The 26,525-nt window shown below is 71.9% G+C and carries 28 protein-coding genes; 9 read left to right on the top strand and 19 right to left on the bottom strand.

Annotated features, from left to right (window positions below):
• Nucleotides 1-55 precede the first annotated feature (55 nt).
• From ACHAAC_RS14320 to ACHAAC_RS14330, 3 genes are all read right to left on the bottom strand, one after another.
• Nucleotides 56-334, bottom strand: a complete 279-nt coding sequence (locus tag ACHAAC_RS14320; protein ID WP_435716964.1) for an HU family DNA-binding protein — start codon at nt 332-334, stop codon at nt 56-58.
• Nucleotides 335-428: 94 nt separating this feature from the next.
• On the bottom strand, nt 429-1,082 hold the full coding sequence (gene aat, locus ACHAAC_RS14325; protein WP_435716965.1) for a leucyl/phenylalanyl-tRNA--protein transferase: 654 nt from the start codon (nt 1,080-1,082) through the stop codon (nt 429-431).
• A gap of 4 nt (nt 1,083-1,086) precedes the next feature.
• Nucleotides 1,087-2,049, bottom strand: coding sequence for a phosphotransferase (locus tag ACHAAC_RS14330; RefSeq protein WP_435716966.1), 963 nt, complete (start codon nt 2,047-2,049; stop codon nt 1,087-1,089).
• A 65-nt stretch (nt 2,050-2,114) separates the two neighbouring features.
• Between ACHAAC_RS14330 and ACHAAC_RS14335 the strand changes: the two genes are divergently transcribed.
• Nucleotides 2,115-2,792 (top strand): hypothetical protein, encoded by a 678-nt coding sequence (locus tag ACHAAC_RS14335; protein ID WP_435716967.1) that lies wholly within the window; start codon nt 2,115-2,117, stop codon nt 2,790-2,792.
• 70 nt (nt 2,793-2,862) lie between these two features.
• Here the strand turns inward: ACHAAC_RS14335 and ACHAAC_RS14340 are convergent, their stop codons facing one another.
• The gene (locus ACHAAC_RS14340) at nt 2,863-3,423 is read right to left on the bottom strand and encodes a helix-turn-helix domain-containing protein (RefSeq protein ID WP_435716968.1); all 561 of its coding nucleotides are present in this window, start codon (nt 3,421-3,423) and stop codon (nt 2,863-2,865) included.
• A gap of 65 nt (nt 3,424-3,488) precedes the next feature.
• Between ACHAAC_RS14340 and ACHAAC_RS14345 the strand changes: the two genes are divergently transcribed.
• Entirely contained in the window at nt 3,489-5,084 is a 1,596-nt protein-coding gene (locus tag ACHAAC_RS14345; RefSeq protein WP_435716969.1) for an FAD-dependent oxidoreductase, read from the top strand.
• Between the two features lie 12 nt (nt 5,085-5,096).
• Here the strand turns inward: ACHAAC_RS14345 and ACHAAC_RS14350 are convergent, their stop codons facing one another.
• The 3 genes from ACHAAC_RS14350 to ACHAAC_RS14360 are packed head-to-tail and all read right to left on the bottom strand — an operon-like array spanning nt 5,097 to nt 9,615.
• Nucleotides 5,097-6,029, bottom strand: coding sequence for a hydroxymethylglutaryl-CoA lyase (locus ACHAAC_RS14350; RefSeq protein ID WP_435716970.1), 933 nt, complete (start codon nt 6,027-6,029; stop codon nt 5,097-5,099).
• Nucleotides 6,026-8,005 (bottom strand): biotin carboxylase N-terminal domain-containing protein, encoded by a 1,980-nt coding sequence (locus ACHAAC_RS14355; RefSeq protein WP_435716971.1) that lies wholly within the window; start codon nt 8,003-8,005, stop codon nt 6,026-6,028. Before ACHAAC_RS14355 ends, ACHAAC_RS14350 begins: the two co-directional genes overlap by 4 nt.
• 5 nt (nt 8,006-8,010) lie before the next feature.
• Entirely contained in the window at nt 8,011-9,615 is a 1,605-nt protein-coding gene (locus ACHAAC_RS14360) for a carboxyl transferase domain-containing protein (protein WP_435716972.1), read from the bottom strand.
• A 46-nt stretch (nt 9,616-9,661) separates the two neighbouring features.
• Between ACHAAC_RS14360 and ACHAAC_RS14365 the strand changes: the two genes are divergently transcribed.
• Nucleotides 9,662-10,210, top strand: a complete 549-nt coding sequence (locus ACHAAC_RS14365; RefSeq protein ID WP_435716973.1) for a TetR/AcrR family transcriptional regulator — start codon at nt 9,662-9,664, stop codon at nt 10,208-10,210.
• On the opposite strand, the gene ACHAAC_RS14370 is transcribed toward ACHAAC_RS14365, so the two are convergent.
• Complete coding sequence (locus ACHAAC_RS14370; RefSeq protein ID WP_435716974.1) at nt 10,160-11,107, bottom strand: EamA family transporter; 948 nt, start codon at nt 11,105-11,107, stop codon at nt 10,160-10,162. The genes ACHAAC_RS14365 and ACHAAC_RS14370 overlap by 51 nt on opposite strands.
• 72 nt (nt 11,108-11,179) lie before the next feature.
• On the opposite strand from ACHAAC_RS14370, the gene ACHAAC_RS14375 reads away from it, so the two are divergent.
• Nucleotides 11,180-12,079, top strand: coding sequence for a LysR family transcriptional regulator (locus ACHAAC_RS14375; protein ID WP_435716975.1), 900 nt, complete (start codon nt 11,180-11,182; stop codon nt 12,077-12,079).
• Nucleotides 12,080-12,102: 23 nt separating this feature from the next.
• Here ACHAAC_RS14375 and ACHAAC_RS14380 read toward each other — a convergent pair whose 3' ends face one another.
• Entirely contained in the window at nt 12,103-13,695 is a 1,593-nt protein-coding gene (locus ACHAAC_RS14380; RefSeq protein ID WP_435716976.1) for an FMN-binding glutamate synthase family protein, read from the bottom strand.
• A gap of 49 nt (nt 13,696-13,744) precedes the next feature.
• Nucleotides 13,745-15,286, bottom strand: coding sequence for an MFS transporter (locus ACHAAC_RS14385; protein WP_435716977.1), 1,542 nt, complete (start codon nt 15,284-15,286; stop codon nt 13,745-13,747).
• 146 nt (nt 15,287-15,432) lie between these two features.
• Here ACHAAC_RS14385 and ACHAAC_RS14390 point away from each other — a divergent pair, with 146 nt between their 5' ends.
• The 4 genes from ACHAAC_RS14390 (at nt 15,433) to ACHAAC_RS14405 (ending at nt 18,100) form a co-directional block, all read left to right on the top strand.
• The gene (locus tag ACHAAC_RS14390) at nt 15,433-15,960 is read left to right on the top strand and encodes a TetR family transcriptional regulator (protein WP_435716978.1); all 528 of its coding nucleotides are present in this window, start codon (nt 15,433-15,435) and stop codon (nt 15,958-15,960) included.
• 89 nt (nt 15,961-16,049) lie between these two features.
• The gene (locus tag ACHAAC_RS14395; protein WP_435716979.1) at nt 16,050-17,195 is read left to right on the top strand and encodes a glycerophosphodiester phosphodiesterase; all 1,146 of its coding nucleotides are present in this window, start codon (nt 16,050-16,052) and stop codon (nt 17,193-17,195) included.
• Nucleotides 17,196-17,215: 20 nt separating this feature from the next.
• Nucleotides 17,216-17,488, top strand: coding sequence for a DUF2277 domain-containing protein (locus ACHAAC_RS14400; protein ID WP_435716980.1), 273 nt, complete (start codon nt 17,216-17,218; stop codon nt 17,486-17,488).
• Nucleotides 17,489-17,491: 3 nt separating this feature from the next.
• The gene (locus ACHAAC_RS14405) at nt 17,492-18,100 is read left to right on the top strand and encodes a class I SAM-dependent methyltransferase (RefSeq protein WP_435716981.1); all 609 of its coding nucleotides are present in this window, start codon (nt 17,492-17,494) and stop codon (nt 18,098-18,100) included.
• Between the two features lie 16 nt (nt 18,101-18,116).
• On the opposite strand, the gene ACHAAC_RS14410 is transcribed toward ACHAAC_RS14405, so the two are convergent.
• From ACHAAC_RS14410 to ACHAAC_RS14430, 5 genes are all read right to left on the bottom strand, one after another.
• Nucleotides 18,117-18,674 carry a dihydrofolate reductase family protein gene (locus ACHAAC_RS14410; protein ID WP_435716982.1) on the bottom strand — a complete coding sequence of 186 codons (558 nt, stop codon included), beginning with the start codon at nt 18,672-18,674 and terminating at the stop codon, nt 18,117-18,119.
• Nucleotides 18,671-19,612, bottom strand: a complete 942-nt coding sequence (locus ACHAAC_RS14415; protein ID WP_435716983.1) for a helix-turn-helix domain-containing protein — start codon at nt 19,610-19,612, stop codon at nt 18,671-18,673. Before ACHAAC_RS14415 ends, ACHAAC_RS14410 begins: the two co-directional genes overlap by 4 nt.
• 121 nt (nt 19,613-19,733) lie before the next feature.
• Complete coding sequence (locus ACHAAC_RS14420; RefSeq protein WP_435716984.1) at nt 19,734-20,498, bottom strand: class I SAM-dependent methyltransferase; 765 nt, start codon at nt 20,496-20,498, stop codon at nt 19,734-19,736.
• Between the two features lie 33 nt (nt 20,499-20,531).
• Complete coding sequence (locus tag ACHAAC_RS14425) at nt 20,532-21,356, bottom strand: crotonase/enoyl-CoA hydratase family protein (RefSeq protein ID WP_435716985.1); 825 nt, start codon at nt 21,354-21,356, stop codon at nt 20,532-20,534.
• Between the two features lie 44 nt (nt 21,357-21,400).
• Nucleotides 21,401-22,375, bottom strand: a complete 975-nt coding sequence (locus ACHAAC_RS14430; RefSeq protein WP_435716986.1) for a MerR family transcriptional regulator — start codon at nt 22,373-22,375, stop codon at nt 21,401-21,403.
• A 243-nt stretch (nt 22,376-22,618) separates the two neighbouring features.
• Here ACHAAC_RS14430 and ACHAAC_RS14435 point away from each other — a divergent pair, with 243 nt between their 5' ends.
• Complete coding sequence (locus ACHAAC_RS14435; RefSeq protein ID WP_435716987.1) at nt 22,619-23,176, top strand: type 1 glutamine amidotransferase domain-containing protein; 558 nt, start codon at nt 22,619-22,621, stop codon at nt 23,174-23,176.
• A gap of 96 nt (nt 23,177-23,272) precedes the next feature.
• Here ACHAAC_RS14435 and ACHAAC_RS14440 read toward each other — a convergent pair whose 3' ends face one another.
• The 4 genes from ACHAAC_RS14440 to ACHAAC_RS14455 form a co-directional block, all read right to left on the bottom strand.
• On the bottom strand, nt 23,273-23,587 hold the full coding sequence (locus tag ACHAAC_RS14440) for a DUF4235 domain-containing protein (RefSeq protein ID WP_435716988.1): 315 nt from the start codon (nt 23,585-23,587) through the stop codon (nt 23,273-23,275).
• A gap of 66 nt (nt 23,588-23,653) precedes the next feature.
• Entirely contained in the window at nt 23,654-24,586 is a 933-nt protein-coding gene (locus tag ACHAAC_RS14445; RefSeq protein ID WP_435716989.1) for an NADP-dependent oxidoreductase, read from the bottom strand.
• A 252-nt stretch (nt 24,587-24,838) separates the two neighbouring features.
• Complete coding sequence (locus tag ACHAAC_RS14450; protein ID WP_435716990.1) at nt 24,839-25,651, bottom strand: IclR family transcriptional regulator; 813 nt, start codon at nt 25,649-25,651, stop codon at nt 24,839-24,841.
• A gap of 45 nt (nt 25,652-25,696) precedes the next feature.
• Nucleotides 25,697-26,497, bottom strand: a complete 801-nt coding sequence (locus ACHAAC_RS14455) for a crotonase/enoyl-CoA hydratase family protein (RefSeq protein ID WP_435716991.1) — start codon at nt 26,495-26,497, stop codon at nt 25,697-25,699.
• Nucleotides 26,498-26,525 lie beyond the last annotated feature (28 nt).

Consider the following 26,525-nt stretch of genomic DNA (forward strand, 5'->3'; position numbering starts at 1 on the left):
ACGTCGGACGGCCCCGGACCGTAGTGGTCCGGGGCCGTCCGATGATCGGACTGCCTTACTTGGCGGCAGCCTTCAGCTTCGAACCGGCGCTGACCTTCACGCCATAGCCGGCCGGGATCTCGATGGTCTCGCCGGTCGCGGGGTTGCGGCCCGTGCGGGCGGCACGCTCGACGCGCTCGACCGACAGGATGCCGGGGATCGAGACCTTCTCGCCCTTGCTGACGGCGTCGAGGAGGCTGTCGGCGAGGGCCGAGAGCACCGAGTCGGCGTCGGTCTTGCTGGTGCCGGCCTTCTCGGCGAGGGCCGAGACGAGGTCGCTGCGGGAGATTGCCACGGGGACTCCTAGCTTGTGTGGATGTTTTCCACGGCCAGTCTAGGGATCGATCGCTGGCATTCCACGGCACCCCGGGGGTTCGGGCGCGCCACCGTCACCGCCAGATCGTCGGGAGCGGTGCCCGGACGAGGTCGGGCAGGGCCGCGAGGTAGCGCTCGCGGGGCCACTCGGTGATGCCGAGCGTCGCCAGGTGCGGGGTCCGCCACTGCACGTCGACGAGGGCTCCGGGCTCGAGCAGGTCCACCAGGGCGACGAGCGCGACCTTCGACGCATCGGTGCGCGTGTGGAACATCGACTCCCCTGCGAACAGGCCACCGACGGCCAGCCCGTAGAGGCCGCCGACCAGCCGGCCGTCCTCGTCGCGGGTCTCCACCGAGTGGGCCCAGCCGAGCTCGTGCAGCCGCGAGTACGCCGCGCGGACGGGCTCGTCGATCCACGCCCCGGGACGGCGGGGGTCGGCGCACGCGCTGACGACCTCGTCGAAGGCCTCGTCGACGGTGGTGCTGAGGTGGCGCAGGGAGCGTCGCAGGGAGCGGCTGACGTGCAGGTCATCCGGCTGCAGGACGCCGCGCCGCATCGGCGACCACCACAGCAGGACGTCCCCGTGCGGCATCGGGAATGCGCCGTGCCGGTAGGCATCGAGGACGGTCTCGGGCGCGAGGTCGGCTCCGGCGGCGACGCAGTCGTCGTCGGGCCACTGCGACGCATCGAAGCTCCAGGGCGACGGGCCCAGGGTCGTGGGGCTCATGCGCTCATGCCTCCAGGATCCTCAGCAGGTGGTGCCGCGGGGCCTCGCCCCACTCCATCCACTCCACGTCGTTGGCGTGCACCAGGCAGTGCCACCACGTGGCTGAGCGGTTGACGGCGTGGGTGAAGGCCGAGGCTCCGAACAACGTCCGCAGCTCGCGCAGCCCGACCAGGTCGACCCACTGCTCGGCGTAGGCCGCGAGGACGTCGTCCCACGGGAGCTCGCTCTCGTGGGTGATCCACCCGAACGGCACGCTCAGCACCTCCACGGCGCAGGCCCACTGCGCGTCACCGAAGTCCAGCAGCCGGCCGTCGGTGAACGCGTTCCACGGATGGACGTCACCGTGCTGCAGGGTCGTCGGAAGCGGCGAGGCGGCCAGTCGCTGCGCTGCGTCGACGACGTCGTCCCGACGGTCGTCCAGCGCGCGGACCTCGGCGGCGGACAGCCGGGCGGGATGGTGCGCGGGGAGTCCGGCCAGTCGGTCGACCATCTGCTCCAGCCGCGCCGGCACCGTGAGGGGCGAGCAGTCCGGCAGGCCGGTGGCGAGGACGGCCCGCTCGTGGTCGACGAGGCCGCGCTGCAGCCCGGCCACGGTCCGCACGACGTCGCACCAGTCGTCCGTCGTCGGGGTGTGGTCGTCCCCGAGGGTCACGCCGCGGTCGCTGGTGAGCACCCAGCCACGCTCGGCGTCCACGGCAAGGGGCGCGGGCACGTCGCCCGGCCTCAGCTCGGCAGCCATCAGCCGGTGCAGCCCGGCCTCGAAGGACATCGACGGGTTGTTGGCCTTGAACCAGACGAGGCCGCGGTCGGTGGGTGCCACGAGCTGCGTGGACCACGGTCGGACGCGGCGCTGCTCGATCGGCCCGGCGACACGTCGGTCGGCGTCCTCGCACCGTGCGTGGATCCAGGAGCGAGCCTGCTCCAGCCAAGCCGGGGACGTCACCACCTCCGAGAACGCGTCACCCATGCATGGAGCGTAGGGGGCAGGCTGACTCGGCAGGTGGATTCGGCGGTCGTCCCTAGGATGAGCACATGGGAATCGGTAGCAAGGCAGCGGCCAGGGCCGGCACGGCAGCAGCCCCCAAGGTCGCCTCGGGGTTCGTCCGCCGCGTGCTCGACCAGGCCATCGACGGCATCGGTCCGCTGCCCTCGGCCGCGGAGTCGGCCCGACGCCGGTTGGTGGACTCAGACGGCGACGTGGAGACGGCCATCGCCGCCCTCGTGCGCCGGCACACCGGGCTCGCCGGGGGGCAGGGCTTCGTCACGAACGTCGGCGGCCTGGCAAGTGCGGCCGTGACCATCCCGGCCAACGTGGTCGGCGTGACGCTCGTGCAGTGCCACCTGGTGGCCGGCATCGCGCACCTGCGCGGCTGGGACCTGGACGACGCGCGCGTCCGCAACGCGATCCTGGCCTGCATGCTCGGCGAGGACGCCGTGAAGGACCTCGTCAAGCAGAAGCACCTCCCGTCCTCGCCGATGGCCTTGGCGACGTCACCCGTGCACGACCCGGACCTGGATCACCTCATCTCCCGCGAGGTCACCAGCGAGCTGCTCGCCCGCACGGCCGGCAAGCGGGCGGTCACCCTCGTCGGGCGACGCGTGCCGGTGCTGGGTGGCGTGGTCGGCGGCGGCACCGACGGCTTCGCCACGTGGCAGATCGGCCAGTACGCCGCGCGCGAGCTCAAGGACCGCAACCTCCCCGGCTCCTGACCGCTGAGTGTGACGATTCGGCCCTTGATCGGCGAGATCAGGGCCGAATCGTCACACTCAGCGAAGAGGGTCAGGTGCGGACGTGCATCCGCTCCCCCTGGGGCCCGAAGATGCCCAGGACCTCCGCGGGGTGCGGGCCGGGGTTGTTGACCCAGTGCGGGGTGCGGGTGTCGAACTCCACCACCTCGCCGGGGTCCAGCAGCAGGTCCCGGGTGCCGACGACCAGCCGCAGGCGGCCGGACAGCACGTACATCCACTCATAGCCCTCGTGGGTCTGGGGCGTGACGATGGCGTCCGGCCTGGGCGGGATGATCATCTTGAAGGCCTGCAGGCCGCCCGGACGTCGAGTCAGCGGCACGTGGGTCGAGCCGTGCCGCTTGATCGGCTTGGCGCGGACCCGGGGATCACCGGTCTCGGGTGCGTCGACGAGCTCGTCGAGGGCGACACGGTGCGCCGCGGCCAGGGGCAGCAGCAGCTCCAGCGTCGCCTTGCGCTGCCCGGACTCCAGGCGCGAGAGCGTGCTGACGCTGATGCCGGTCTCCTCGGCGAGGTCGGTGAGGGTGGCGTCGCGCTCGAGCCGCAGCTGGCGCAGGCGCGGGCCCACCCCGCGCAGGACGTCGTCGGTGTTCATGTGGCCATGTTGCCACAGTGGCAAAGATCTTTGCCACTATGGGATGCCCCGCGCATGCTGGTGGCATGAACGAGATGAATCCGAGTCCTGAGTCCGTCGACGTCGTGGTGGTGGGTGGCGGCGCCGCCGGCCTGAGCACCGCGCTGGTGCTGGCGCGCTCGCGTCGGTCCGTCGTGGTGGTCGACGCGGGCGAGCCCCGCAACGCCCCCGCTGACGCCGTCCACAACTACCTGGGTCGCGAGGGCACCGGCCCGCTGGAGCTCACCGAGATCGGGCGGGACGAGGTGGAGCAGTACGGTGCCCGCGTCGTCGAGGGGCGAGTCGCGCACGCCGTCTCCATCCCCCCGCCCGGCCGCTCCCGTGACCCCCGCTTCGCGCTCACGCTCGACGACGGTCGCCGTCTCGAGGCGCGCCGCGTCGTCCTGGCCACCGGCGTGCGGGACACGCTGCCCGACGTGCCCGGGCTGGCCGACCGCTGGGGCCGCGACGTCCTGCACTGCCCGTACTGCCATGGGTGGGAGGTGCGCGATCGCCGCATCGGCGTGCTGGCCTCCAGCGCAGCGGCGATGCACCACGTCGGGCTGTTCCGTCAGCTCAGCGAGTCGGTCACGCTCCTGTCCCAGGGCACTGACCTGGCCCACGCGGACCGGGCGCGGCTCGCGGCGCGCGGTGTCGAGGTCGTCGAGGGCGTGGTCACCGAGGTGCTCGTCCGCGACGACGCCCTCGTCGGTGTGCGGGCCGGGGACGCCGAGGTCGCGCTGGACGCCCTCGTGGTGGCCTCGTCCCCCGACGCCTCCTGCGACCTCGCCACGTCCCTCGGCGTGGGTACGAAGGACGTGGCGATGGGCGACCTCGTCATCGCCCGCTCCCTCGACGCCGACCCGCAGACCGGTGCCACCGCGGTGCCGGGCGTCGTCGTGGTCGGCAACGCCGCCGCACCCATGGGCACGACGATCGCCGCCGCCGCGGCCGGCACCCAGGCGGGTGCCGTGCTCAACGCCGGCCTGGTGGAGGAGGACACCGTCGCCGCGGTCGCCGCGTGGCGGACCGCCCAGAACGAGCCCGACGCGTGGGACACCCGGTACTCCGACCGGGTCTGGAGCGGCCGGGTGAACCCACGGCTGCCCGAGCGCGTCGCCGGCCTGGCCCCGGGGCGGGCCGTCGACATCGGGTCCGGCGAGGGGGCTGACGTCCTCTGGCTCGCCGAGCAGGGGTGGGACGTCACCGGTGTGGACTTCTCCACCGCCGGCCTGGCACGCGCCGCCGAGCACGCCGAGGACGCCGGTGTCGCCGACCGGACGCACTGGCGCCGCGAGGACGTGCGCACCTGGCAGCCCGACGGGACCTGGGACCTCGTCGCGTCGCACTACCTGCACCTCGCCGACGAGCTCATGCCCGACGCGGTCCAGAGGCTCGCCTCGGCCGTCGCGCCGGGCGGCACGCTCCTGGTCGTCCTGCACCACCCCGACGACGTCGCCCACGGCGGGCCCGTCGCGGGCGAGCACGACCCGACCTTCCCCTCGCCGGAGCTGGTGGAGGCGGTCGAGCAGGCCGACGGTGCGTGGGACGTCACCGCCGACGTCGTCGACCGGGTCGGCACCGGCCACGGCCCCGACGTCGTCGTGCGCGACATCGTGCTGGCGGCCACCCGCCGTCGCTGAGCGTGTCCCCTCTCAGCGGGAGAGGGCGCGGACCACTGCGCTGGCCGGCGCCTTGCCGAGGTGGCCGGCCAGCCAGGTGCTCGTCGCGACGAGCGCGTCCAGGTCGACGCCGTGCCCGATGCCCAGGCCGGTGAGCATCCAGACGAGGTCCTCGGTGGCGAGGTTGCCCGTCGCGCTCTGCGCGTAGGGGCAGCCGCCCAGCCCCCCGGCGGAGGCGTCGAAGGTCGTCACGCCGGCCAGGAGGGCAGCGTGCGTGTTGGCGAGCGCCTGGCCGTAGGTGTCGTGGAAGTGCATCGCGAGCCGCTCGACGCCCACGCCCGCCGCAGCGAACCGGGCGACCAGGTCGGTCACCTGGCCGGGCGTCGCGACGCCGATCGTGTCGCCGAGCGACAGCTGGGACGCGCCGAGGTCGAGCAGGCGCCGGCCGACCTCCACGACGACTGCGGGGTCGACGGCACCCTCCCAGGGGTCGCCGAAGCACATCGACACGTACGACCGGACGTCCAGGCCGGCGGCGAGGGCACGGGCGACGACCGGCTCAAACATCGTCATCTGGTCGGCGAGGGTGCTGCCCAGGTTCTTGGCGGCGAAGGTCTCGGTGGCGCTGGCGAACACCGCGACGTGGGTGCAGCCGGCCTCCAGCGCCCGGTCCAGTCCGCGCTCGTTGGGCACGAGGACGGGCAGCGGTGTGCTCCCGGCGAGGTCCAGGCGGGCCACCACCTCGGCGGCGTCGGCGAGCTGGGGCACCCAGCGGGGGTGGACGAAGCTGGTGGTCTCCACGATCGGCAGACCCGCTGCGACGAGGCGCTCGACGAGCTCGACCTTGACGGCCACCGTCACCACGGCGGCCTCGTTCTGCAGACCGTCACGCGGCCCCACCTCGTGGATCGTGACCCGCGTGGGCAGCCGCTCGTCGCGGACGACCGCCGGTGGCCCGGCGCTCACGACCCGTCCTCCCCGCCGAGTGGCGCATTCCTGATGCCGAGTGGCGTAGATCCGCGATTCTGAGACGGCGTGTCGCGCGAATCTGCGCCACTCGCGGGTGAGACGTGGACGACGACGTGGCCCATCGCCACCTGGTCGCCGACGGCGGCTCCGACGTGGCTCACGGTGCCGTCGTGCGGGGCGAGCAGCGCGAGCTCCATCTTCATCGCCTCCACCGCCCCCAGCCGCTGCCCGGCCACGACGACCTCGCCGGCGACGACCTCGAGGGCGACGACCGTGCCCGGCATGGGCGCGGCGACATCGGCCTCTCCCGCCGCGACGGCCGAGGTGCGGCGCATCGCGTCGGCCGGCTCCAGCTCGGTCGTCTGCCCCTGCCACGTGGCCCACACCCGGCGTCCGTGCCGGTGGCTTGCACCTGTCGCGGCGGCGGGGCCCACCACCACGTCGTGCGTCGTTCCGTCGGGCTCCGCGAGCACCACCACCGGCACCCGCGGCGGCCCCGCGGACCGCCAGCCGTCGAGCCGCCCGAACGGGGATGCGTCGCGCTGGTCCAGCACCGCGTGCGCCGCTGCCCGCAGGGCCTGCTCCGCGACGTCCGGCCGCTCCAGCAGCGGACCCTCGTGGGCGTCGAGCCACCCGGTGTGCACCTGACCGGTCCGGAACGCCTGGGAGTCGACCAGCCGACGCAGCCAGCCCAGGTTGGTCTCGATGCCCACGACCGCCGAGTCATCGATCGCCGCGAGCACGTCGTCGATCGCCGCGTCGCGGTCCGGCCCGCTACCCACGAGCTTGGCGATCATCGGGTCATAGCTCGACGTCACCACAGCCTCGCCCTCGACGGCCGTGTGCACCTGGCCGCGCCCGGGCGACCAGCGCGCATCCAGGACGCGCCCGGCCTGCGGCAGGAAGCCCGCGTACGGGTCCTCGGCATAGACCCGCACCTCCACGGCGTGCCCGGTGGCCGTGACGTCGCCCTGCGCGAGCGGCAGCACCCGGCCCGCCGCCACGTCGAGCTGCCACTGCACGAGGTCGAGCCCCGTGACCTGCTCGGTGACCGGGTGCTCCACCTGCAGCCGGGTGTTCATCTCCAGGAAGTACCCGACCTGCGTCCCGTCCCCCTGCGCGGCCACGAGGAACTCCACCGTCCCGGCACCGGTGTACTCGACCTCGCGGCACAGCGCGACGGACGAGTCGTGCAGGAGGGCTCGTAGCGTCGGGTCCAGCCCCGGTGCGGGGGCCTCCTCGACGACCTTCTGGTGCCGACGCTGGGCCGAGCAGTCTCGTTCCAGCAGGTGCACGACGTTGCCGTGCTCGTCGCCGAAGACCTGCACCTCGACGTGGCGTCCGCCCTCGACGTACTGCTCCACCAACAGCGTGTCGTCGCCGAAGGAGGCAGCGGCCTCGCGGCGGGCGAGCGCGAGGGCGTCGGCCAGGTCCCCGGCCGCGCGGACCACGTGCATGCCCTTGCCCCCGCCACCCGCGGCGGCCTTGACCAGCACCGGGTAGGCGTCGTCCGGCACGGCGTCGGGCTCGTACCGTGGCGTGACGGGCACGCCGGCACGCTCGGCCACCTCGCGGGCGCGGTCCTTGCGGCCCATGAGCTCCATGACGTCGGCCCGCGGCCCGATGAACACCAGTCCGGCCTCGGTGACCGCCCGGGCGAACGCGGCGTTCTCGGACAGGAACCCGTAGCCGGGGTGCACGGCGCCGGCGCCGGAGGACACCGCTGCGGCCACCAGCCGATCGATGCTCAGGTAGGACTCGCTCGCCGCCGTCGGGCCGAGACGGACGGCGGCGTCGGCCTCCCGCACGTGCAGTGCGTCGACGTCGGCGTCGGAGTGGACCGCCACGCTTCGCAGCCCCGCCTCGCGGCAGGCGCGGATCACCCGTCGGGCGATCTCGCCGCGGTTGGCGACGAGCACGGTGTCGAAGGGCCAGGGGTCGAGCGGGCGGGAGTCGAGTGCACGCGAAGACATCGTCATCACATCCGGAAGACGCCGAAGGACGGCTCGGCGCCGCCGTCCACACGTGACTCGAAGGAAGGGACCGGCGCGTTCGCGCAGGCCTGCAGCGCGAGGCCGAGCACCCGGCGCGTGTCACGGGGGTCGATGATGCCGTCGTCCCAGAGCCGCGCGGTGGCGTAGTAGGGCGATCCCTGCTCCTCGTACTGCGCCTTGATCGGCGCCCTGAACGCGTCCTCCTCCTCGGCCGACCACGTCCCGCCCCCCTTCCCGTCACGCCCAGCCTCGATGCCGTCGCGGCGCACCGTCGCCAGCACGGCCGCCGCCTGGTCGCCGCCCATCACCGAGATGCGGGCGTTGGGCCAGGTCCACAGGAAGCGTGGGTCGAAGGCACGGCCGCACATGCCGTAGTTCCCCGCGCCATAGGAGCCACCGATCACGACGGTCAGCTTGGGCACGACGCTCGACGCGACGGCGGTCACGAGCTTCGCGCCGTCCTTGGCGATGCCACCGTTCTCGTACTCGCGGCCCACCATGAAGCCGGTGATGTTCTGCAGGAACAGCAGCGGGACGCCGCGCTGGTTGGCGAGCTCGACGAAGTGCGCCCCCTTGAGGGCGGACTCGCTGAACAGGATGCCGTTGTTGGCCACGACGGCCACCGGGTAGCCGTGCACGTGCGCGAACCCGCAGACGAGGGTCTCGCCGTACAGCGGCTTGAACTCGTGCAGCCGCGAGTCGTCCACGACGCGGCGGATCACCTCGCGGACGTCATAGGGCGTACGGCCGTCGACGGGCACGACGTCGAGCAACGTCTCGGGGTCCTCGCGCGGCTCGAGCACCTCCCGTGCCTCCAGGTGCGGGGCCGGGGGCCGCAGGGTGCCGATGATCGAGCGGACGATGTCAAGGGCGTGCGCGTCGTCGTCGGCGAGGTGGTCCACGACGCCGGAGGTCCGCGCGTGCACGTCACCACCGCCGAGGTCCTCGGCCGTCACGACCTCGCCCGTCGCAGCCTTCACCAGCGGGGGCCCGCCGAGGAAGATCGTGCCCTGCTCCTTGACGATGACCGACTCGTCGCTCATCGCCGGGACGTAGGCGCCACCGGCCGTGCACGAGCCCATGACGGCGGCCACCTGCGCGATGCCGCGCGCCGACAGCTGCGCCTGGTTGAAGAAGATCCGGCCGAAGTGCTCGCGGTCGGGGAAGACCTCGTCCTGCATCGGCAGGAACGCGCCACCGGAGTCCACCAGGTACACGCAGGGCAGGTGGTTCTGCTGGGCGACGGTCTGGGCGCGCAGGTGCTTCTTGACCGTGAGCGGGTAGTAGGTGCCGCCCTTCACGGTGGCGTCGTTGGCCACGACCACCACCTCGCGGCCGGCCACGCGGCCGATGCCGGTGATGATCGACGCGCTGGGCACCTCTCCGCCGTACATGCCGTGCGCCGCCAGCGGGGCGATCTCCAGGAACGGCGAGCCCGGGTCGAGCAGACGGTCGACCCGCTCGCGCGGGAGCAGCTTGCCGCGTGCCACGTGCCGCTCGCGGGACGCCTCGCTGCCGCCGAGGCGGGCCGTGGCCACGCGCTCGCGCAGCTCGTCGACGAGGTCGCGCATCGTGGGAGCGGAGGGCATGCGGCGAGGTTAACACCCATTAACCTCGATGCGATACGGTGACGCCGTGAGCGAGCGACGCAGTGAGATCGCCCAGCGGGCCGTCGAGCTCTTCGCGGACCGTGGGTTCCACGGCGTGAGCGTCGCTGACGTCGGCGCGGCCTCGGGCATCTCCGGACCGGCCATCTACAAGCACTTCCGGAGCAAGGAGGCCGTGCTCGCGCAGGCGCTCGTCGACATCAGCACCGAGCTGCTGGAGACCGGACGCGCCCGGATCGACGGGGCCGCGGACGACGACGCTCGCCTCGAGGCCCTCGTGGAGTGGCACATCGACTTCGCCGTCGCCCACCCCGCGTACATCGTGGTGCAGGAACGTGAGTGGTCGACGCTCGAGGCCGCCGACCGAAGCCGGGTGCGCGAGCTGCAGCTGGCCTACGTCGACGTGTGGGTCGACGTGGTCCGCCGGCTGCGCGACGACCTCTCCCGCGCCGAGGCGCGAGCCGCCGTGCAGGCCACGTTCGGCCTGCTCAACTCCACGCCGCACAGTGCCCGCATCGGCGAGCCGTCACTGCGGGCGCTGCTGGCCCGGATGGCCCACGCCGCCCTGCTGGGCTGAGCCGCGCCGCGCGGGCACCGGCTCGGGCGGTGCCGCGACGCGGCGGCGGCCGGTGAGCGTGGCCACCGCGACGCCCGCCATCATCACGGCGCCACCGATCCACTCCAGCAGGTTGGGGACCTCGCCGAGCGCGAGCCAGGCCGTCAGCAGCCCCACCGGCGGCACGAGCAGGATGTAGGGAACGACGGAGCCGGCCGGGTGGCGGGCCATCAGTCCGTTGAAGATCGTGTAGCCGATCAGCGACGCACCGACGACGGTGTAGAGAGTGCTCCAGAGCGCCGCCCAGCCGAACCCCGCGAGCGCCGCGCCCATCGCCTCGGGGCCGTCGACCACCCACGAGACCGCCAGGCACGGCAGCGGCACGACGAGCGCGGACCACACCACGAGCGAGAGCCCCGAGCTGACCTTGGCCGCCCTCGCCACCACGTTGCCGATCGCCCAGGAGAACGCCGCCGCGACGGTGACCAGCAGCGGCACGAGCGAGGCGCCCGCACCGAAGCCCACGGCGACGATCACGAGGCCCACGGTGCCCATGGCGGCCCCGACGAGCTGCCGCGACGTCGACCGCTCCCCCAGCACCCCCGCCGCGATGAGCATCGTGAAGATGACCTGCGCCTGCAGCACGAGCGCCGCGAGACCGGGCGGCATCCCGATCGACAGCGCGAGGTAGAGCAGCCCGAACTGGCCCAGGCTCATGAACGTCCCGACCGCGACCACCGCCTGCCACGACGCCTTGGGACGAGGAATGAACAGCACCAGGGGGAAGGCGACGAACAGGAACCGGATCGCCAGGAACAGCCAGGGTGGAACATCCTGCAGGCCGACGTGGATGGCCACGAAGTTGCCGCCCCAGATGAGCGTCACGAGCACGGCGAGGAGGCTGTCGCGACGGGTCACCACCCCAGCCTGCCCGCTCGATCGATGTAGTACCAGCGATGCTTTCTACATGATTCGATGTACGGTGCATTCATGATCGACCTGTCGGCCCTGCGATCCCTCCTCGCGGTCCACCAGCACGGCAGCGTCGTCGCCGCGGCGCACGCGCTCGACTTCACCCCGTCCGCGGTCTCCCAGCAGGTGAAGCGGCTCGAGCGGCAGCAGGGGGCGGCCCTGCTGGAGCGCGTGGGGCGCGGGGTCGTGCTGACCGACGTCGGCCGCCTGCTCGTGGAGCGCGGCTCCCGCGTCCTGGATGACCTGGAGTCGTTGGAGAACCTCGGCCACGACGGCTCGCGCCCCGTCGGCCCGTTCCACCTCGCGACCTTCGCCACCGCGCACCGCGGTCTGGTGGCGCCGCTGCTGGCCAGGCTCTCGGTGCAGGCGCCCGAGCTGCGCATCACCACCGGCGAGGCCGACCCGCGCGAGGTCGTCCGACAGGTGGCCCGAGGCGCCGCCGACGCCGGCCTGGTGCACGACTGGGAGAGCGTGCACCTGGAGCTGCCGGCCGGTGTCGACGCCGCGCCGGTCCACACCGACCGTGCGGACCTCGTGGTGCACCAGGACCACCCGTTCGCGGCCCGGAGCTCGGTCACGCCACGCGACCTCGTGCGTGAGCAGTGGGTCTGCACCCCCGCCGGGACCATCTGCCACGACTGGCTCGTCGGCATGTTCGCCCACCACGCGCTGCGTCCCGACCTGCGCTTCATCGACCCCGAGTACGCCTCGCACGTCGCCCTAGCCCGAGCGGGCGTGGCGGTCGCGCTCGTGCCACGACTGGGACGCGGACCGCTGCCCGAGGACGTGGTGACGGTGCCCGTCGTCGACCCTGTCCCCCAGCGCCGAGTGCAGCTCGTGTGGCGGCGCGCCACGACCGACAGCCCGGCGCGCCGCCTCGTCCACGCGGTGCTCGGGGAGCTCGCCGGCGACGCCTGAGGGCCGAGGCCACCCGGCCGGGGCTACTCGATCGGGTCGAACGTCCTCGACGAGGCGGACGCCCAGTCGCGCAGCCACGTCGGCGGAGGCGTCGCGAGCAGCACGCCGGGCTCCAGCCACTCGAACAGGTCTCGGTAGGTCTGCGTCACCTGCGGGTCGACACGCCGGAAGAGCTTGCGCGGAGTCAGCTGCTCGAAGGAGTCCAGTCCCATGGAGGAGACGATCTGCATCGCGCTGTTGACCGTCCGCGCCTGGTAGTCGCGGACCCGGAACTTCTTGTCCTCCACCACGAGGGCCCGCGCCCGCCACGGGTCCTGGGTCGCGACGCCCACGGGGCAGGTGTTGGTGTGGCAGGTCTGCGCCTGGATGCAGCCGACGGCGAACATCATCGTGCGCGCGGCGAGCGTGAAGTCGGCGCCTTGGCAGATCCGCCGCACGATGTCGATGCCCGTCGCCACCTTGCCGCTGGCCCCGACCGTGATCCGGTCGCGCAGCCCGGCGCCCACCAGGGCGTTGTGGACGAACATGAGACCCTCGGTGAGCGGCATCCCGACGTGGTCCTCGAACTCGACCGGGCCGGCTCCGGTGCCACCCTCGGAGCCGTCGACGATGATGAAGTCCGGCACGCTGTCGCGCTCGAGGATCGCCTTGCAGATGGCCAGGAACTCCCGGCGTGAGCCGATGCAGAGCTTGAAGCCCACCGGCTTCCCGGCGCTGAGCCGTCGCAGGTCGGCGACGAAGTCGACCAGGCCGAGCGGGGTGTCGAAGGCGTTGTGCACCGGAGGGGAGACGATCGTCGCGCCCACCGGCACGCCGCGCGCCTCCGCGACCTCGGCGTTGACCTTGGCGCCCGGGAGCAGACCCCCGAGACCGGGCTTGGCGCCCTGGGAGAGCTTGATCGAGATGGCCTTCACCTGGTCGAGTCCGGCGCGCTCCACGAAGCGCTCCGGGTCGAACCGGCCGTCCTCGGTGCGGCACCCGAAGTAGGCCGAGCCGAGCTCCCAGATGAGGTCGCCCCCGTGCTTGCGGTGGTAGCGCGAGATGGAGCCCTCGCCGGTGTCGTGGGCGAACCCACCCATCGCTGCCCCGGCGTTGAGCGCCTCGATCGCGTTGCCCGACAACGACCCGAAGCTCATGGCCGAGACGTTCAGCAAGGCGATGTCGTAGGGCTGCGTGCACTCCGGCCCACCCAGGCGCACCGTCGGCGGCGGGGTGTCCGGCTTGGGCCGGGCCCGCAGCGAGTGCGCCACGAACTCGTACCCGATGGCGTTGACGTCGCGCTGCGTGCCGAACGGCTCCTCCCCGTGGTTGCCCTTCGCCCGGTCGTAGACGAGGTCACGGACCTCGCGGTCGTACGGCGTCCCGTCGATGTTGCGCTCGATGAAGTACTGCTGGATCTCCGGTCGGATGTGCTCCAGCATGAAGCGCGCGTGCCCGAGGACGGGGTAGTTGCGCAGGATGCTGTGCCGACGCTGCAGCAGGTCGTGCACCCCGGTGCCCGCCAGGAACGTGAGCGGCGCGCCGGCCCCCCACCACCACGGCGAGGAGCCCAGCGCGAGCGCCCACGAGAGCGCGGCCAGGACCACCAGTCCTGCGACCGCTCCCCACCGGATCATCCGTTCATGCTGGCACCGTCGCCCGGTGGCGTCCACCGGCCGGGCCGCGTCAGTGGTCGACGCGCTCCACGGCCGGGGCATCGCGCAGCGCTCGCCAGGACACCCACGCTGCCAGCAGGGCGATGCCGATGGCGATGCCCGAGGACCGCTGCACGCCGAGGTCGAAGGCCTGCCGCGCCGACTCCGCGAGCTGCTCGCCGAGGACGTTGGGGTACATGTCGGCCCGGTCCATCGTGCCGCCCAGCGTCTGGAAGACCTCGTCGTCGTCCGCGCCGACCCTCGAGGGCACCGTCAGGTGGGAGCGGTAGGTCGCGGTGAGCACCGATCCCAGCACGGCGGTGCCGAGCACGGCGCCCACCTCGTAGGCGGTCTCGGAGATCGCCGAGGCCGAGCCCGCCTTGTGTGGCGGCACGCTGGCCAGGATGAGGTCGTTGGTCAACGTCTCGGCCATGCCGATGCCCAGGCCCATGATGGCGAAGGCGACCATGACGCTGGTGACCGTCGGCTCGCCGGTGAACGCCGCCAGGCCGTAGCCCAGGGACGAGGCCACGAAGCTCAGGCTCACCAGGACCCGTACCGGGAAGTGCCGCACCAGCCGCACGGCCACGAAGCCGCTGACCACGGTGATGACCAGACCAGGCAGCAGCACCATCGCCGAGTCCAGCGGCGACAGGCCGAGCACGAGCTGCAGGAGCTGCGCGCCGAAGAACAGGAAGCCGGTCAGGCCCATCAGGCTCAGCAGGTTGGCGACGATGGCGCCGCTGAAGACCGGGTTGCGGAACAACGCGATGTCCAGCATCGGGGAGTCACTGCGCTGCTGACGGCGCACGAACATCCAGGCGGAACCGACACCCAGGGCGAGCGCCGCGACGGTCACGTCGTCCAGGCCCGCCTTCGCGCCGTGCTTGATGGCGTAGACGATCGGGAACATCGTGAGCATGGACAGCGCGATGGACATCGGGTCGATCGGGCCCGGCCGCGGGTCGCGCGACTCCGGCACCAGCAGCAGGGCCAGCGGGATGAGGACCGCGATGAGCGGGACGTTGATGAGGAAGACCGACCCCCACCAGAAGTGCTCCAGCAACCAGCCGCCGAGCACGGGGCCCAGCGCGGCACCGCCGGAGAACGCCGCCGCCCACGTCGCGATGGCGATGCGCCGGTCGTGGGAGTGGACGAAGACGTTGCGCAGGAGGGAGAGCGTCGAGGGCATGAGCGTCGCGCCGAAGAAGCCGAGCAGCGCACGGGCGACGAGCAGCATCTCCGGTGTCGTGGAGTAGGCGGCCACGAGCGAGGCGGCCCCGAAGCCGACGGCTCCGACGAGCAGCAGTCGCCGCCGGCCGATCCGGTCACCCAGGCTACCCATCGCGATGAGCAGGCCGGCGAGCATCAGCGCGTAGACGTCGACGATCCACAGCAGCTGGGAGCCCGTGGGCGCCAGCGAGGAGCTGACCGCGGGCAGGGCAAAGCTGAGCACCGTGTTGTCCACCGAGACCAGGAGCACCGGGAGCATCAGGACCGCGAGCGCGGCCCACTCGCGCAGTCCGGCGCGTGGTGCGGTACTGCCCGGAGCCTGCTGGGGCTGGGTCGTCATGAGTGGGCCTCCTCTCGGTCGGATGGACCGTCGCGATGGGCGCGCGAACAGTCGCTCGCACCCGATCGACTGTACCGTCTGGACGGTACAGTCACCACCTCCGCGCACTGTGAGGTCCATCGCCCCCAGACCTCTAGGATCGGCACATGCCCGACGCCGAGCGATCCACCCGGGACCGACTCCTGGACGCCTTTGAGTCCCTGCTCGTCGATACGGGCAGCCGCGCCGCGACGCTCGATGCCGTCGCTGCCGCCGCCGACGTCTCCAAGGGTGGCCTGCTGTACCACTTCCACAGCAAGGACGAGCTCGTCGACGGGATGCTCGCGCGGCTGCGCGAGCAGGGAGACGCCGACCTCGAGGCCATGCGCGCCGCCTCCCAGGGGCCGGTCGACTTCTACCTGGAGACCTCCGTGGACTCCGGCAGCGACTTCGACCGGGCGCTCATCGCCGCGGGGCGCATCGCGCAGGAGAGCGATCCGCGCGCCTCCGACGCCCTGGCGGACCTGCGCGAGGGGTGGTTCGGCGTCCTGCGCGAGCACCTGGGCGATGAGTCCCTGGCACGCACGATCCAGCTGATCGGCGACGGCCTGTACTTCGACGACACCACCGGCCTGGCCGACAAGAACGCCCTGCGCCACGTGCGCGACGTCCTCGGCCGGCTCGGGGCCCTGTGACCCCGTGACCCCGGCAAGATCACGGACTGATCACTCGCCGTCAGGGCGGATGTCACGCTGCGTTCACCCGGCTCCCCTTGCGTGGAGCCATGAGGATCCCCGCCGGCGGTGACGCGCCCGTGGCCATTGTCGCCGGACCCACGACGAGCCCACGGGCCGCCGCCACGCTGGACCGTCCGAGTCTCAGGAAGGCCGTCGCGCCGGCACTCAGGCCGTTCCGCAGGCCGACGCGCACGATCTCGGTCATCGCGCACCGCGGCGCCTCCGGCTACCGGCCCGAGCACACGCTCGCGGCCTACCAGCTCGCCATCGAGCAGGGAGCCGACATCATCGAGCCCGACCTGGTGAGCACCAGGGACGGAGTCCTCGTCGCCCGGCACGAGAACGAGATCAGCGGCACCACCGACGTCGGCGAGCGGCCCGAGCTCGCCGACCGCCGGACCACGCGGACGATCGACGGACGGTCGGTCACCGGCTGGTTCACCGAGGACCTCACCCTCGCCGAGCTGCGCACGCTGCGCGCCGTGGAGCGACTGCCCGAGCTGCGGCCCGGCAACACGCTCTACGACGGCCGCTTCCAGGTGCCGACGTTCGACGAGATCATCGCGCTGGCCCGCTCGGAGAGCCGCCGCAAGGGCCGCACGATCGGCATCGCCCCCGAGACCAAGCACCCCACGTACTTCGAGTCCATCGGGCTGGACCTCACCCCGCCCCTGCTGCGCTCGCTGCGCCGCGTGGGCTGGGACCACCGGCGCGCCCCGGTGATCGTCCAGTCCTTCGAGACCACCAACCTGCGCCGCATCGCCCGGGAGTCGCACGTACCGCTGCTGCAGCTGACGTCGGCCTCCGGCGCTCCGCATGACCTCCGGGCCCGCGGCGACGACACGACGTATGCCGACCTGATGAGCCCCCGTGGCCTGGACCGGGTGGCGTGCTACGCCACCTGGATCGGCCCCGAGAAGGCCTCCGTCGTCCCTCGCGACGCCCACGGACGCCTCACCAGCGCGACGTCGCTCGTGCGCGACGCCCATCGCGCCGGTCTCCAGGTCAGCGCCTACACCGTGCGCGAGGAGAACCAGTTCCTGCCCACCGAGCTGCGCAGCAACGACAACCCCGCCGATCGCGGCGACGTCCGCAGCGAGCTGCTGGCCCTCCTCCACGCCGGCGTCGACGCGGTGTTCGTGGACTTCCCGGACACCGGCGTTGCCGCACGAAAGGCCTACCGTCGGCGCTGAGCCGGGCGTACGGTGATCGCATGTGCCGCAACATCCGGACCCTGCACAACTTCGAGCCCGCCGCGACGAACGACGAGGTGCACGCCGCCGCGCTGCAGTACGTGCGCAAGATCGCCGGCACCACCAAGCCGTCACAGGCCAACGCGGAGGTCTTCGCACGTGCCGTGGAGGACATCGCGCACCTCACCCGTCACCTCATCGACGACCTCGTGACCACCGCACCGCCCAAGGACCGCGAGACCGAGGCCGCCAAGGCGAAGGCGCGCTCGGCTCAGCGCTTCGCCCGGACCTGACGCGTGGCAGCAGGCAGCACCACCCGCCGGGTCTTCGACGTCCTCGCGCGCCCGTACGACCTCCCGGTCGTGCAGCGCATCGGGTACGAGCGCAACCACGACGCCGTCATGTCCGTGCTGCGCGTCGCCGGAGCGCGGCGGGTGCTCGACGTCGGGTGCGGCACGGGCATCCTCACCGCCCGCATCGCCCGGGAGCTGCGTCCGGAGTCGCTCGTGGGCATCGACCCGTCCGAGGGCATGCTGCAGCGCGCCCGGGAACGTGCCCCGTCCGTCGACTTCCGCGTCGGTGGGGCGGAGTCGCTGCCCGTCGAGCCTGCCACCTTCGACGCCGTGACCTCCACCGAGGCCTTCCACTTCTTCGACCAGCCGGCGGCGCTCGGTGAGTTCCACCACGTGCTGGCACCCGGCGGCCTGGCGATCGTCGTCTCGGTCCGCTCACCCGCGGCCGGCGTGATTCGCACCGCGACCTCGGGCGCCGTCTCCATGCCCACCAGCCGGGAGGTGGCCGACCTCTTCACCGACGCCGGGCTCGACGTCGTGGAGCAGCGGCTGATCCCTCGCGTGGTCCCCGGCTTCTTCACCAGCGTCGCCACAATCGCCCGCCGGCCCTAGCGAGCGTGGTGGGCCCTCAGCGTGGTCCGACGACGGCATAGCGCGCGTGGACGAAGGCGCCGTTGCGGGCGAGCTCGACGAGCCGCAGGTCGACCGACCGGGTGAAGAGCGGCCGGCCGGAGCCGAGCATGACCGGGGCGATGGAGACGTCGACCTCGTCGAGCAGGCCGGCGTGGGCGAAGTCCGCGGCGAGCGCACCTCCCCCGACCATCCAGACCTCCCGGTCTCCGGCAGCCTCGGCGATCTGGGGCCAGACGTCCGCCGGCGCACCGCTGACGAGTCGGACCTGGTCAGTGACCGGGTCCAGCTCTCGGTGGGTGAAGACGAAGCAGGGCTGCTCGTAGGGCCAGGCGTCGCCCGACGCCGCAAGGTGGTCGACCACCCACGTGTAGGTGGTGGCACCCATGACCAGCACGCCGACCGATGCGAGATAGGTGTCGGCGCTGCCGGGTCCCTCGGGGTCGTGCTCCTGGGTGAACAGCCAGTCCAGGCTGTCGTGCTCATCGGCCAGGAAGCCGTCAAGGGTGGTCGCGGTGAGGAAGCGGCAGCGGGGCCGCTCGGTCGTCGGGTTCATCGCACGTCTCCTGCGTGTCGGCGGTGCCACATGATCGGGTCGGGGTCGTGCTCGGGTGCATCGAGGGGGACGCCGGCGTCGCGCAGCATCCAGCGCGCGAGCTGGCGTCGGTGGCTGGAGAAGGTGAGGACGTGGGCCAGGACCTGTCCGAGCAGGAACGACTCCGGCGGGTCGCACAGCGCATCGATGACCCGGTCGCTCCAGGCGCCTCGCCGGTCGACGTCGCGCACCCAGGCCAGCCATCGACCGGCGATCTCCTCGTGCCGGGACGCCAGGGCCGCGACGCCATCGACGCCGAGGTCCGGGGCATCCGCGCCGGACAGCGTCGCGAGCCACGGCTCCTTGCCCAGCGCGAGGTGGCGCAGGAGGTCGGTCAGCGACTCGTCCGGGCCGTCCCACGCCAGGACCGAGTGGCCCGACAGGCGCGACCGGCCGAGCGCCGCGTCGTCCAGAGCCTTGGCCGCGTCGAGGAGGATCGCGACGTCGTCGAGGTCGTGCCGGGCCATGAGCTCCAGGACGTCGCCGCTCGGGTGCTCGCGCGCCTCACCCGCGTCGACGTAGAGCACGGTGGGGCCGTGGAAGTGGATGCCGTTGGGAGCGGGCAGCCAGTGGCCGCGCTCCTGGGGTGCCGGCATCGCGCTCGGCGGGTGGCCGTAGGCCCGGGAGAAGGCACGGGCGAATCCCTCCACCGAGTCGAACCCGGCCTCCAGCGCGACGACGGTGACGCTCGTGTCGCGCTGCAGGTGCCACGCCGCCCGCTCCAGCAGCACCCGACGACGCAGGGTCACCGGCGGCTCCCCGGTCGCGGACCGCAGCTGCCGGGAGAAGTGGAAGGGCGACGCGTGCGCACCGGCGGCCATGTCCGAGAGCGCGAGATGGTCGTCGGACAGGACGGCGTCGAGCAGGTCGCTCAGCCGGTCACGCGGTACGGAGCTCATGCCCCCAGTGTGGAGCGCGGGAGCCCTGCTGCGCCCGACCGTTCTTGCTCAGTCGCTGACACCTCCCGGCGCGTCGAGCCGACCCGGTGTCCACCCGGCGACGGCCCGGCATGCCGGGCGGTCAGGAGCGGCGGAGCTCCAGGAAGATGCTGGGGCCGAAGTCGCTCTTGGCCAGGCGCTCCTGCAGGGCCTTCTCCAGGCCCACCATGAGCCCGGTGGGCAGGGCCTTCTTCAGCTTCTCGCTGCGCAGGTTGGAGACCGAGAGCTTGCGCTGCAGCGTGAGACCGGCATCGGCGAGCTGACCCACGACGGTGTCGATGTTGTGGTTGACGAAGGCGATGGCATCGGCCTCGTCGGCCTTCTGCGTGCGGATGCTGACCGGCTCGGTGGGCAGCGGACGGCCCTCCTTCTTGAACCGGCGACGGTTCTTGTAGTGGCCGTAGTTGGCCACCTCGATCAGGGCCGTGCCGCCGGGCTGCAGCACGCGGGCCAGCTCGGCGAACTCCTTGGACGGCTCGGGGATGTGGTGCATGACGCGGACCATGGTGATGAGGTCCAGCGAGGCGTCGTCGAACTGCAGCGCGTCGGCCTGGGTCTGGACCTTCTCGATGTCCGTGCCCGCCAGCACCTCGACGGCTGCCTCCAGCTGGGTACGGCTGGGCTCGGCGAGGGTGACGTGGTCGGCGTACTCGCGCAGCAGCAGGCAGAGGCGACCGAACCCTCCTCCGACGTCGGCGGCGCGGGCGAAGCGACGGCCGTCGAGAAGGCGGCGGATGGCCGCTTCCTCCGAGGCGTGCTCGTAGTCGCGGTTGTCCCAGTACGTCGTGTAGTCGTATCCGCGGTCGTACTGGTCCGCGACCTTCTTGCCGGGCTTGTCGTCAGTCACCGCGCCAGAGTAACAACGGGGGGCGGACGGGCCTCAGCCGAAGGTGCGGGGACCGAACTGCGGTGCGGCCCCGTCGGTGTCCCCGCCGGGCTCTCGCATCCCGGCGCGGCGGGCGATGACCGTGTTGGGGGATCGGAACATGCGCAGCTGGTAGAGCCGTTCGCGTCGGAACGCGGCGGCAAGCGAGCCCAGCCGCACGCCGTTGAGAAGCTTCTTTCCGGCGGCGACGGAGTCAGGAGAACGCACCAGGAGGGCATCGATGAGCTCCTGCGCGGGCTTCATCGGGTCGTCCGCGACGTCCGTGGCCAGGCCGAGGGCAGCGGCTTGCGCACCGGAGACGACCTCGCCGGTGAGCACGAGCCGCTTGGCGACGTCGGCGCCCACCAGCTCCACGAGCGGGACCGTCCCGCTCATGTCCGGCACCAGGCCCCACTTGGCCTCCAGCACCGACCAGCGGCAGTCCGGCGTCGTGAAGCGGAAGTCAGCGGCGAGGGCGAGCTGGATCCCGGCCCCGAAGACGTGCCCCCGGGTGACGGCGATGACCGGAACGGGCAGCTCCCGCCACGCCCACAGAGCCTGTTGGAAGGCGTTGGTCCGGCGCCACGGCGGACGCAGGAAGAACCTCGCCACTCGAACGCGGTCCTTCGCAGCCTCGGCGAAGTCCAGTCCAGAGCAGAAGGACGCACCCTCGCCCTCCAGCACGACGACGCGCACGCTGCGGTCGGACCGAACCTGCGCAGCGGCGTCGAGCAGGCCCTGCAGGACGTCGAGATCGACGGCGTTGAGCTTGTCGGGGCGGTTGAGCCTGACGTGAGCCACGGGGCCGTCGATCGTGGTCAGGACGTGCGGTGCGGCCATGCTCGCAGCCTAGGACACGTCCGGCCGGGCGGAGCCTGCCGCGGTCAGGAGACGCGGTCGAGGACGTGGCGCAGAGCCCCACCGAGGTCGGTGGAGACCACGGGCGTCTCGAACCCGAACCTCAGGCCCATCTCGTGCGGCCACGCCGGGGCGGCGCGCAGCAGGAACGTCGAGCCGTCGGCTCGTTCCAGGTGCGGCCGCAGCGTCTCGGCGACCGCGGCCGGCTGCTCCCACCACACCAGGACCTGGGGGCGGAGCTTGTCGACGAGGTCCGTGACGCTGCGCGGATCGGTCTCGGGCCCGACGGTGCGGATGGAGACGTCGGCATCGGCCAGGGCGGCTCCGAGGGCGACGAGCGGCAGGCAGGACTCGTCCGCCACGGCGCTGGCCATCAGCACCTGTGGGTTCTGGGTGCGCGGCCCTCGTGCCCGGACCCGGCGGATCTCGTGGAGCATGATCTCGGCGGCCATGCGCTCGGCCTCGACCTCCAGCGAGCCGGAGGAGCTCTCGCACGCCATCCGGGTCAGGGCCGGGGAGAAGACGTCACGCCAGGCGTTGCTGAACTGCTCGCCGCCGAGCAGTCCGGCGAAGATGTCCTGCAGGCGGCGGCCATCGCTGGTGATGGTGGCGGCCAGGACGGCGTCGACGACGTCCTCGGTGCCGATCTGGTGCTCCTGGCGGGCGGACTCCTCCGAGAGCGCGTTCACCAGCTCCTCACGCTCCAGCCGGCGAGCGACGCGGGCGGCGTCCTGTGCCGCGACGCCGCGGCCCACGAGCCGGCGGACCAGCTCGACGCGCTCGATGTCGCGCTCGGTGTAGCGACGGTGGCCGCCCTGGGTGCGGTGGCTCGGACCGATGCCGTAGCGGCGCTCCCACGTGCGCAGCGTCGAGGCAGCGACGTCCAGACGGGACGAGACGGCTCCGACGCTCCAGGTGAGGTCGGTTCCCGCATCGTGCACGTCGGTGGATGACACGAGACGGTTCATGGGGTCCCCCGAGGGGTCCGGCTTGTCCTTCACGCACACCCTCCTCAGGATTGGCGGCACGCGTGCTGATGCCTCCAGCCTAGGCGCGCTGTCAGGACGCGCAGCCTGACCCAGACCGCTGAGCAGGTCGTGGCGCAGTTCCACGGTCGTCTCGGCATGCCCGACCACCACGATCGACCTACCGTTGACGCGGGACCGAGGCTCTCCTTCGAGCCAGGCCCCCTTCGCAGCCGCCCCGATCCGGGGGCTGCGCCCTTGAGCATCGAGGAGAGAGCCATGAGCACACTCAACGGCAAGACCATCGCCTTCCTGACGTCCCAGACCGGGGTCGAGAAGGCCGAGCTGACCGATCCCTGGGCGGCCGTCGAGGACGCCGGCGGCACCCCTGAGCACCTCGCGCCGGAGAAGGGCGAGGTGCAGTCGATGGTGGGCGACGTCGACAAGGACGAGACGTTCGAGGCCACCGTCGCCGTGGGAGATGCCGACGTCTCGCGCTACGACGCCTTGGTCCTGCCCGGTGGCACCGTCAACGCCGACACCCTGCGTGGCGACGAGCAGGCCGTGGCGCTGGTGAAGGCGTTCGTCGACGCGGGCAAGCCCGTGGCGGCCATCTGCCACGGACCGTGGGCGCTGGTGGAGGCCGGTGTGCTGCCGGGCAAGACACTGACGTCGTACCCGTCGCTGAAGACGGACATCCGCAACGCCGGCGGGACCTGGCAGGACCACGAGGTCTTCCACTGCCCGGCGAACGGCTGGGACCTCATCACCTCGCGCACCCCGCACGACCTGCCGGCGTTCAACGCCAAGATCATCGAGGTGGTCGGCGGGAAGTGATCCGCCGTCACCCGAAATTCGTGAGCCCCTGCACCCACTACCCGCCGAGACGGGCGTCCTGGGTGCAGGGGCTCACAAAATTCGGAGTGGGGTGGCTCAGGACCCGGGCCACTCCCCCGTGGCCTTCTGGAACGCCTTGGCACCCTGGCGGTCGATGATCGCCTTCACCAGGGAGTAGATGGCGCCCTGCAGGACCGCCGCGATGAGGATCTCCTTGAGCGGGTACTCGCTCTCCAACGGCCCGGGCGGGTCCGCGTGGTCGGGGTCGACCGTCGGGCTGACGCGCTTCCAGATCTGCTTGAACACCATGCTCGCGAGGAGACCGCCGACGATGGAGCTGACGATCCCGACGGGCCGGTAGAGGACCTTGGCCGACGTGCTGGGCTTCTTGGCTGCTGCGCTGCTGGACATGTCTACGAAACTAGCCCGGGCACGATCTCGTCGCACTCCCAGCCCGGGCCCGACCCCCGCCCGGGCTCACTCCGCGATGCGGATGGCGAGCTTGCCGTGCACGTGACCCTCGGCGCTGCGCTCGAACGCGGCGGCCAGCTGCTCCAGCGGGTAGACCTCCTCGACCTCGACCCGCACCCTCCGCTCGTCCACCAGGACGGCGAGGCGCTCGAGGTCGGCGGCGTCGGGACGCACCCAGCGCCAGGCGCCGCCGGAATCACGCACCTCCGGGTCGGCGACGGAGGCGTGACGTCCGCCGTCGGCGAGCACCGCGAGCGTCTGCTCCAGCACCCCTCCCACGAGGTCGGCCACGGCGTCGACGCCGTCCGGGGTCAGCGCGCGCACCGCGTCGACGAGACCGTCCCCGTACTCCACCGGCTCGGCGCCCAGGCCGCGCAGCCGATCGTGCTGCCCCGCCGAGGCGGTGGCGATGACGCGCACGCCCGCGGCGACGGCGATCTGCACGGCGAAGGACCCGACGCCCCCACCAGCCCCGTGCACGAGCAGCGAGTCGCCCTCGCCCACGGTGAGGCCGTCGAGCACCTGCAGGGCGGTGAGACCGGCGAGAGGCAGCGACGCCGCCTCCTCCCAGCTCAGCGACGCGGGCTTGCGGGCGACGGCACGGACGGGCACCGTGACCAGCTCGGCGAACGTGCCGCCGTGCACGTAGTCCTTTCGGGCGTAGGCCATCACCTCATCGCCCACCTCCCACTCGGGGGTGTCGGGCCCGACCTCCGCGACGACGCCGGCGACGTCCCAGCCCGGGACCGCCGGGAAGCGGACGTCCATCATCGGGTCGAGCCCACCGGACATCAGCTTCCAGTCCACCGGGTTCACGGACGCGGCCCGCGCCTGCACCATCACCTCGCTCGGCCCCACCTTGGGGCTGGGCTGCTCGGTGAGGGAGAGGACCTCGGGTCCGCCGTACTGGTCATAGGTCATGGCACGCATCTTTGTCATGCCGCCACGCTACGTCGGTTCGCGACCGCGACGATTCGGAGACGATCAATTGACCCGCCGGCAGCGGATGTCGTGCTCGGCAAGGGCGGCAGGGCGGCAAGGGCGAACGTGCGTACCACCGCAAGACCGCCACCATGCGCCATGCGGAGACCCTCGACGTTACAGGCGGCGAAGTCGAATACGCGCTTGGCGCGAACTCATGGCCTGCGACCCGAGCCCGGGCGGAGCATGGGTTGTCCGTTGGCCACGCGGTCAACTCCCACAGCGACGCTCGAGCTCGATCGCTTTCGTGGCCGCAGCGGCGGCCTTCACAACCATCGGTGCCATGGTGGCGAGCCGCTTCGTATCAGTCCGATGGACCGGTGCGATTACCGTAATCGCACCGACGGCGCCGAACTCACCGTCGAGGACGGGCGCGGCGATAGCACCGATCTCACCGCCACCGCTTCGCTCAGATATCACGAACCCCCTCGCCGCCATCTCCCGCCACCGATCGTCATCGTGAGCCGCCCGAATCTCGGGTGGCACGGAGCTCGACCGCGCCGCCCAGGCGATCGCCAGCTCACGCAGCTCATGCCCGGCCAGCGCCAACATCACCGCCCCCGTGGCACCCGTGACGAGCGGACGCGGACGGTTGAGCGCCATCGCCACATTCACCTCTTGCGGACCGAGCAATTGGTGCAGCCCGACCCGGCTGTAACCCATGAGTCCTGACACCACGACCGTCTCACGTGTCTGGGCGCGCAGAGCGTGCATGGGCTCCCCGGCAGCTCGCACCATGCGCAGGGATCGCCGCGACGGGGAGGCCAGCTCCTCCGCACTTGGTCCCACCCCGTATCGAGACAATGGCAACTTCAGCACGAGACCTCGCGATGCGAGCGATTGCAGGATTCGGTGAACGACCGCTTTAGGCAGACCGAGGTGTCCGGCCAGTTCTGTGACGCCCCACGTACGGTCCGGATCGACGAAGCACATCAGGACGTCGGCGACACGCGTCGCACCTTCGGTGCCGCCCAGCGCTCCCACACCAAGGGCCGGGGTCTGACCGCGGTCCACAGGGCTCACCTCGTCATCCTTGCACGCAAGGTGCCGCTCGCCCAGCTCTAGAAATCACCGGCCGTGGTACTGACCGGTTCGCTTCTCGAAGAACGCTTCGACCGCCTCTGTGTGGTCGTCGGTGTGGTGGGCGATTGCCTGCATCGCACCGGAAAGCTCGAGCAGACCGTCGAGGTCCTGCCTCGGCGACTCCTTCAAGAGTCGCTTGGCCATCCGCACAGCTTGTGGCGGGTTCGTCGCGATCCGCTGAGCCAACGCGGTCGCGGTGGCCAGGAGGTCTTCGGGGCTCACCACCCGCGAGACGAGTCCCCACGATAGCGCGGTCTCAGCGTCGACCCGGTCGCCGGTGAACGTCATCTCGGCCGCACGCGACGGTCCCACCACGCGTGGCAGGAACCAGGCACCGCCGTCACCGGGGACGATACCGAGCATGACGAAGCTCTCGGCGAAGAACGCCTGGGTCGAGGCGATTCGGATGTCGCACATGAGCGCCAGGTCGCACCCGGCACCGACGGCCGGACCGTTCACCGCCGCGATGATGGGCACCTCACACCCGTACATCGCCCGGGGTATGCGCTGTATCCCCGAGCGGTAGCCGTCTCGTTGAGCATGCGGCGCGCCACCGAAGTAGCCATCCTTCGTTCGCATCGCCTTGACGTCGCCACCGGCGGAGAAGGCCGTCCCGGCCCCAGTGAGCACGACGGCCCGCACCGAGCTGTCGGCGTTGACGCGCTCCACTCCTTCGACGAGCGTCTCGACGACGTCACCGGCCGAGATCGGGTTTCGTGAATCCGGAAGGTTGAGCGTCCACGTCTCGACGTGGCCCTCTCGGCTGAACAACACAGGATTAGGCACGACTACCTCCTCTTGGCGCGACCGAGAT

This window comes from Aeromicrobium sp. CF4.19, assembly GCF_051262555.1.
In the GTDB taxonomy this organism is placed as follows: domain Bacteria; phylum Actinomycetota; class Actinomycetes; order Propionibacteriales; family Nocardioidaceae; genus Aeromicrobium.

Bases quoted from the DNA above. Each gene is read 5' to 3' on its own strand.
- aat (WP_435716965.1), bottom strand. From the start codon at position 1,082: ATGAGCCCCACGACCCTGGGCCCGTCGCCCTGGAGCTTCGATGCGTCG.
- ACHAAC_RS14330 (WP_435716966.1), bottom strand. From the start codon at position 2,049: ATGGGTGACGCGTTCTCGGAGGTGGTGACGTCCCCGGCTTGGCTGGAG.
- ACHAAC_RS14335 (WP_435716967.1), top strand. From the start codon at position 2,115: ATGGGAATCGGTAGCAAGGCAGCGGCCAGGGCCGGCACGGCAGCAGCC.
- ACHAAC_RS14340 (WP_435716968.1), bottom strand. From the start codon at position 3,423: ATGAACACCGACGACGTCCTGCGCGGGGTGGGCCCGCGCCTGCGCCAG.
- ACHAAC_RS14345 (WP_435716969.1), top strand. From the start codon at position 3,489: ATGAACGAGATGAATCCGAGTCCTGAGTCCGTCGACGTCGTGGTGGTG.
- ACHAAC_RS14355 (WP_435716971.1), bottom strand. From the start codon at position 8,005: ATGTCTTCGCGTGCACTCGACTCCCGCCCGCTCGACCCCTGGCCCTTC.
- ACHAAC_RS14360 (WP_435716972.1), bottom strand. From the start codon at position 9,615: ATGCCCTCCGCTCCCACGATGCGCGACCTCGTCGACGAGCTGCGCGAG.
- ACHAAC_RS14375 (WP_435716975.1), top strand. From the start codon at position 11,180: ATGATCGACCTGTCGGCCCTGCGATCCCTCCTCGCGGTCCACCAGCAC.
- ACHAAC_RS14380 (WP_435716976.1), bottom strand. From the start codon at position 13,695: ATGATCCGGTGGGGAGCGGTCGCAGGACTGGTGGTCCTGGCCGCGCTC.
- ACHAAC_RS14385 (WP_435716977.1), bottom strand. From the start codon at position 15,286: ATGACGACCCAGCCCCAGCAGGCTCCGGGCAGTACCGCACCACGCGCC.
- ACHAAC_RS14390 (WP_435716978.1), top strand. From the start codon at position 15,433: ATGCCCGACGCCGAGCGATCCACCCGGGACCGACTCCTGGACGCCTTT.
- ACHAAC_RS14395 (WP_435716979.1), top strand. From the start codon at position 16,050: ATGAGGATCCCCGCCGGCGGTGACGCGCCCGTGGCCATTGTCGCCGGA.
- ACHAAC_RS14400 (WP_435716980.1), top strand. From the start codon at position 17,216: ATGTGCCGCAACATCCGGACCCTGCACAACTTCGAGCCCGCCGCGACG.
- ACHAAC_RS14410 (WP_435716982.1), bottom strand. From the start codon at position 18,674: ATGAACCCGACGACCGAGCGGCCCCGCTGCCGCTTCCTCACCGCGACC.
- ACHAAC_RS14415 (WP_435716983.1), bottom strand. From the start codon at position 19,612: ATGAGCTCCGTACCGCGTGACCGGCTGAGCGACCTGCTCGACGCCGTC.
- ACHAAC_RS14425 (WP_435716985.1), bottom strand. From the start codon at position 21,356: ATGGCCGCACCGCACGTCCTGACCACGATCGACGGCCCCGTGGCTCAC.
- ACHAAC_RS14435 (WP_435716987.1), top strand. From the start codon at position 22,619: ATGAGCACACTCAACGGCAAGACCATCGCCTTCCTGACGTCCCAGACC.
- ACHAAC_RS14440 (WP_435716988.1), bottom strand. From the start codon at position 23,587: ATGTCCAGCAGCGCAGCAGCCAAGAAGCCCAGCACGTCGGCCAAGGTC.
- ACHAAC_RS14445 (WP_435716989.1), bottom strand. From the start codon at position 24,586: ATGACAAAGATGCGTGCCATGACCTATGACCAGTACGGCGGACCCGAG.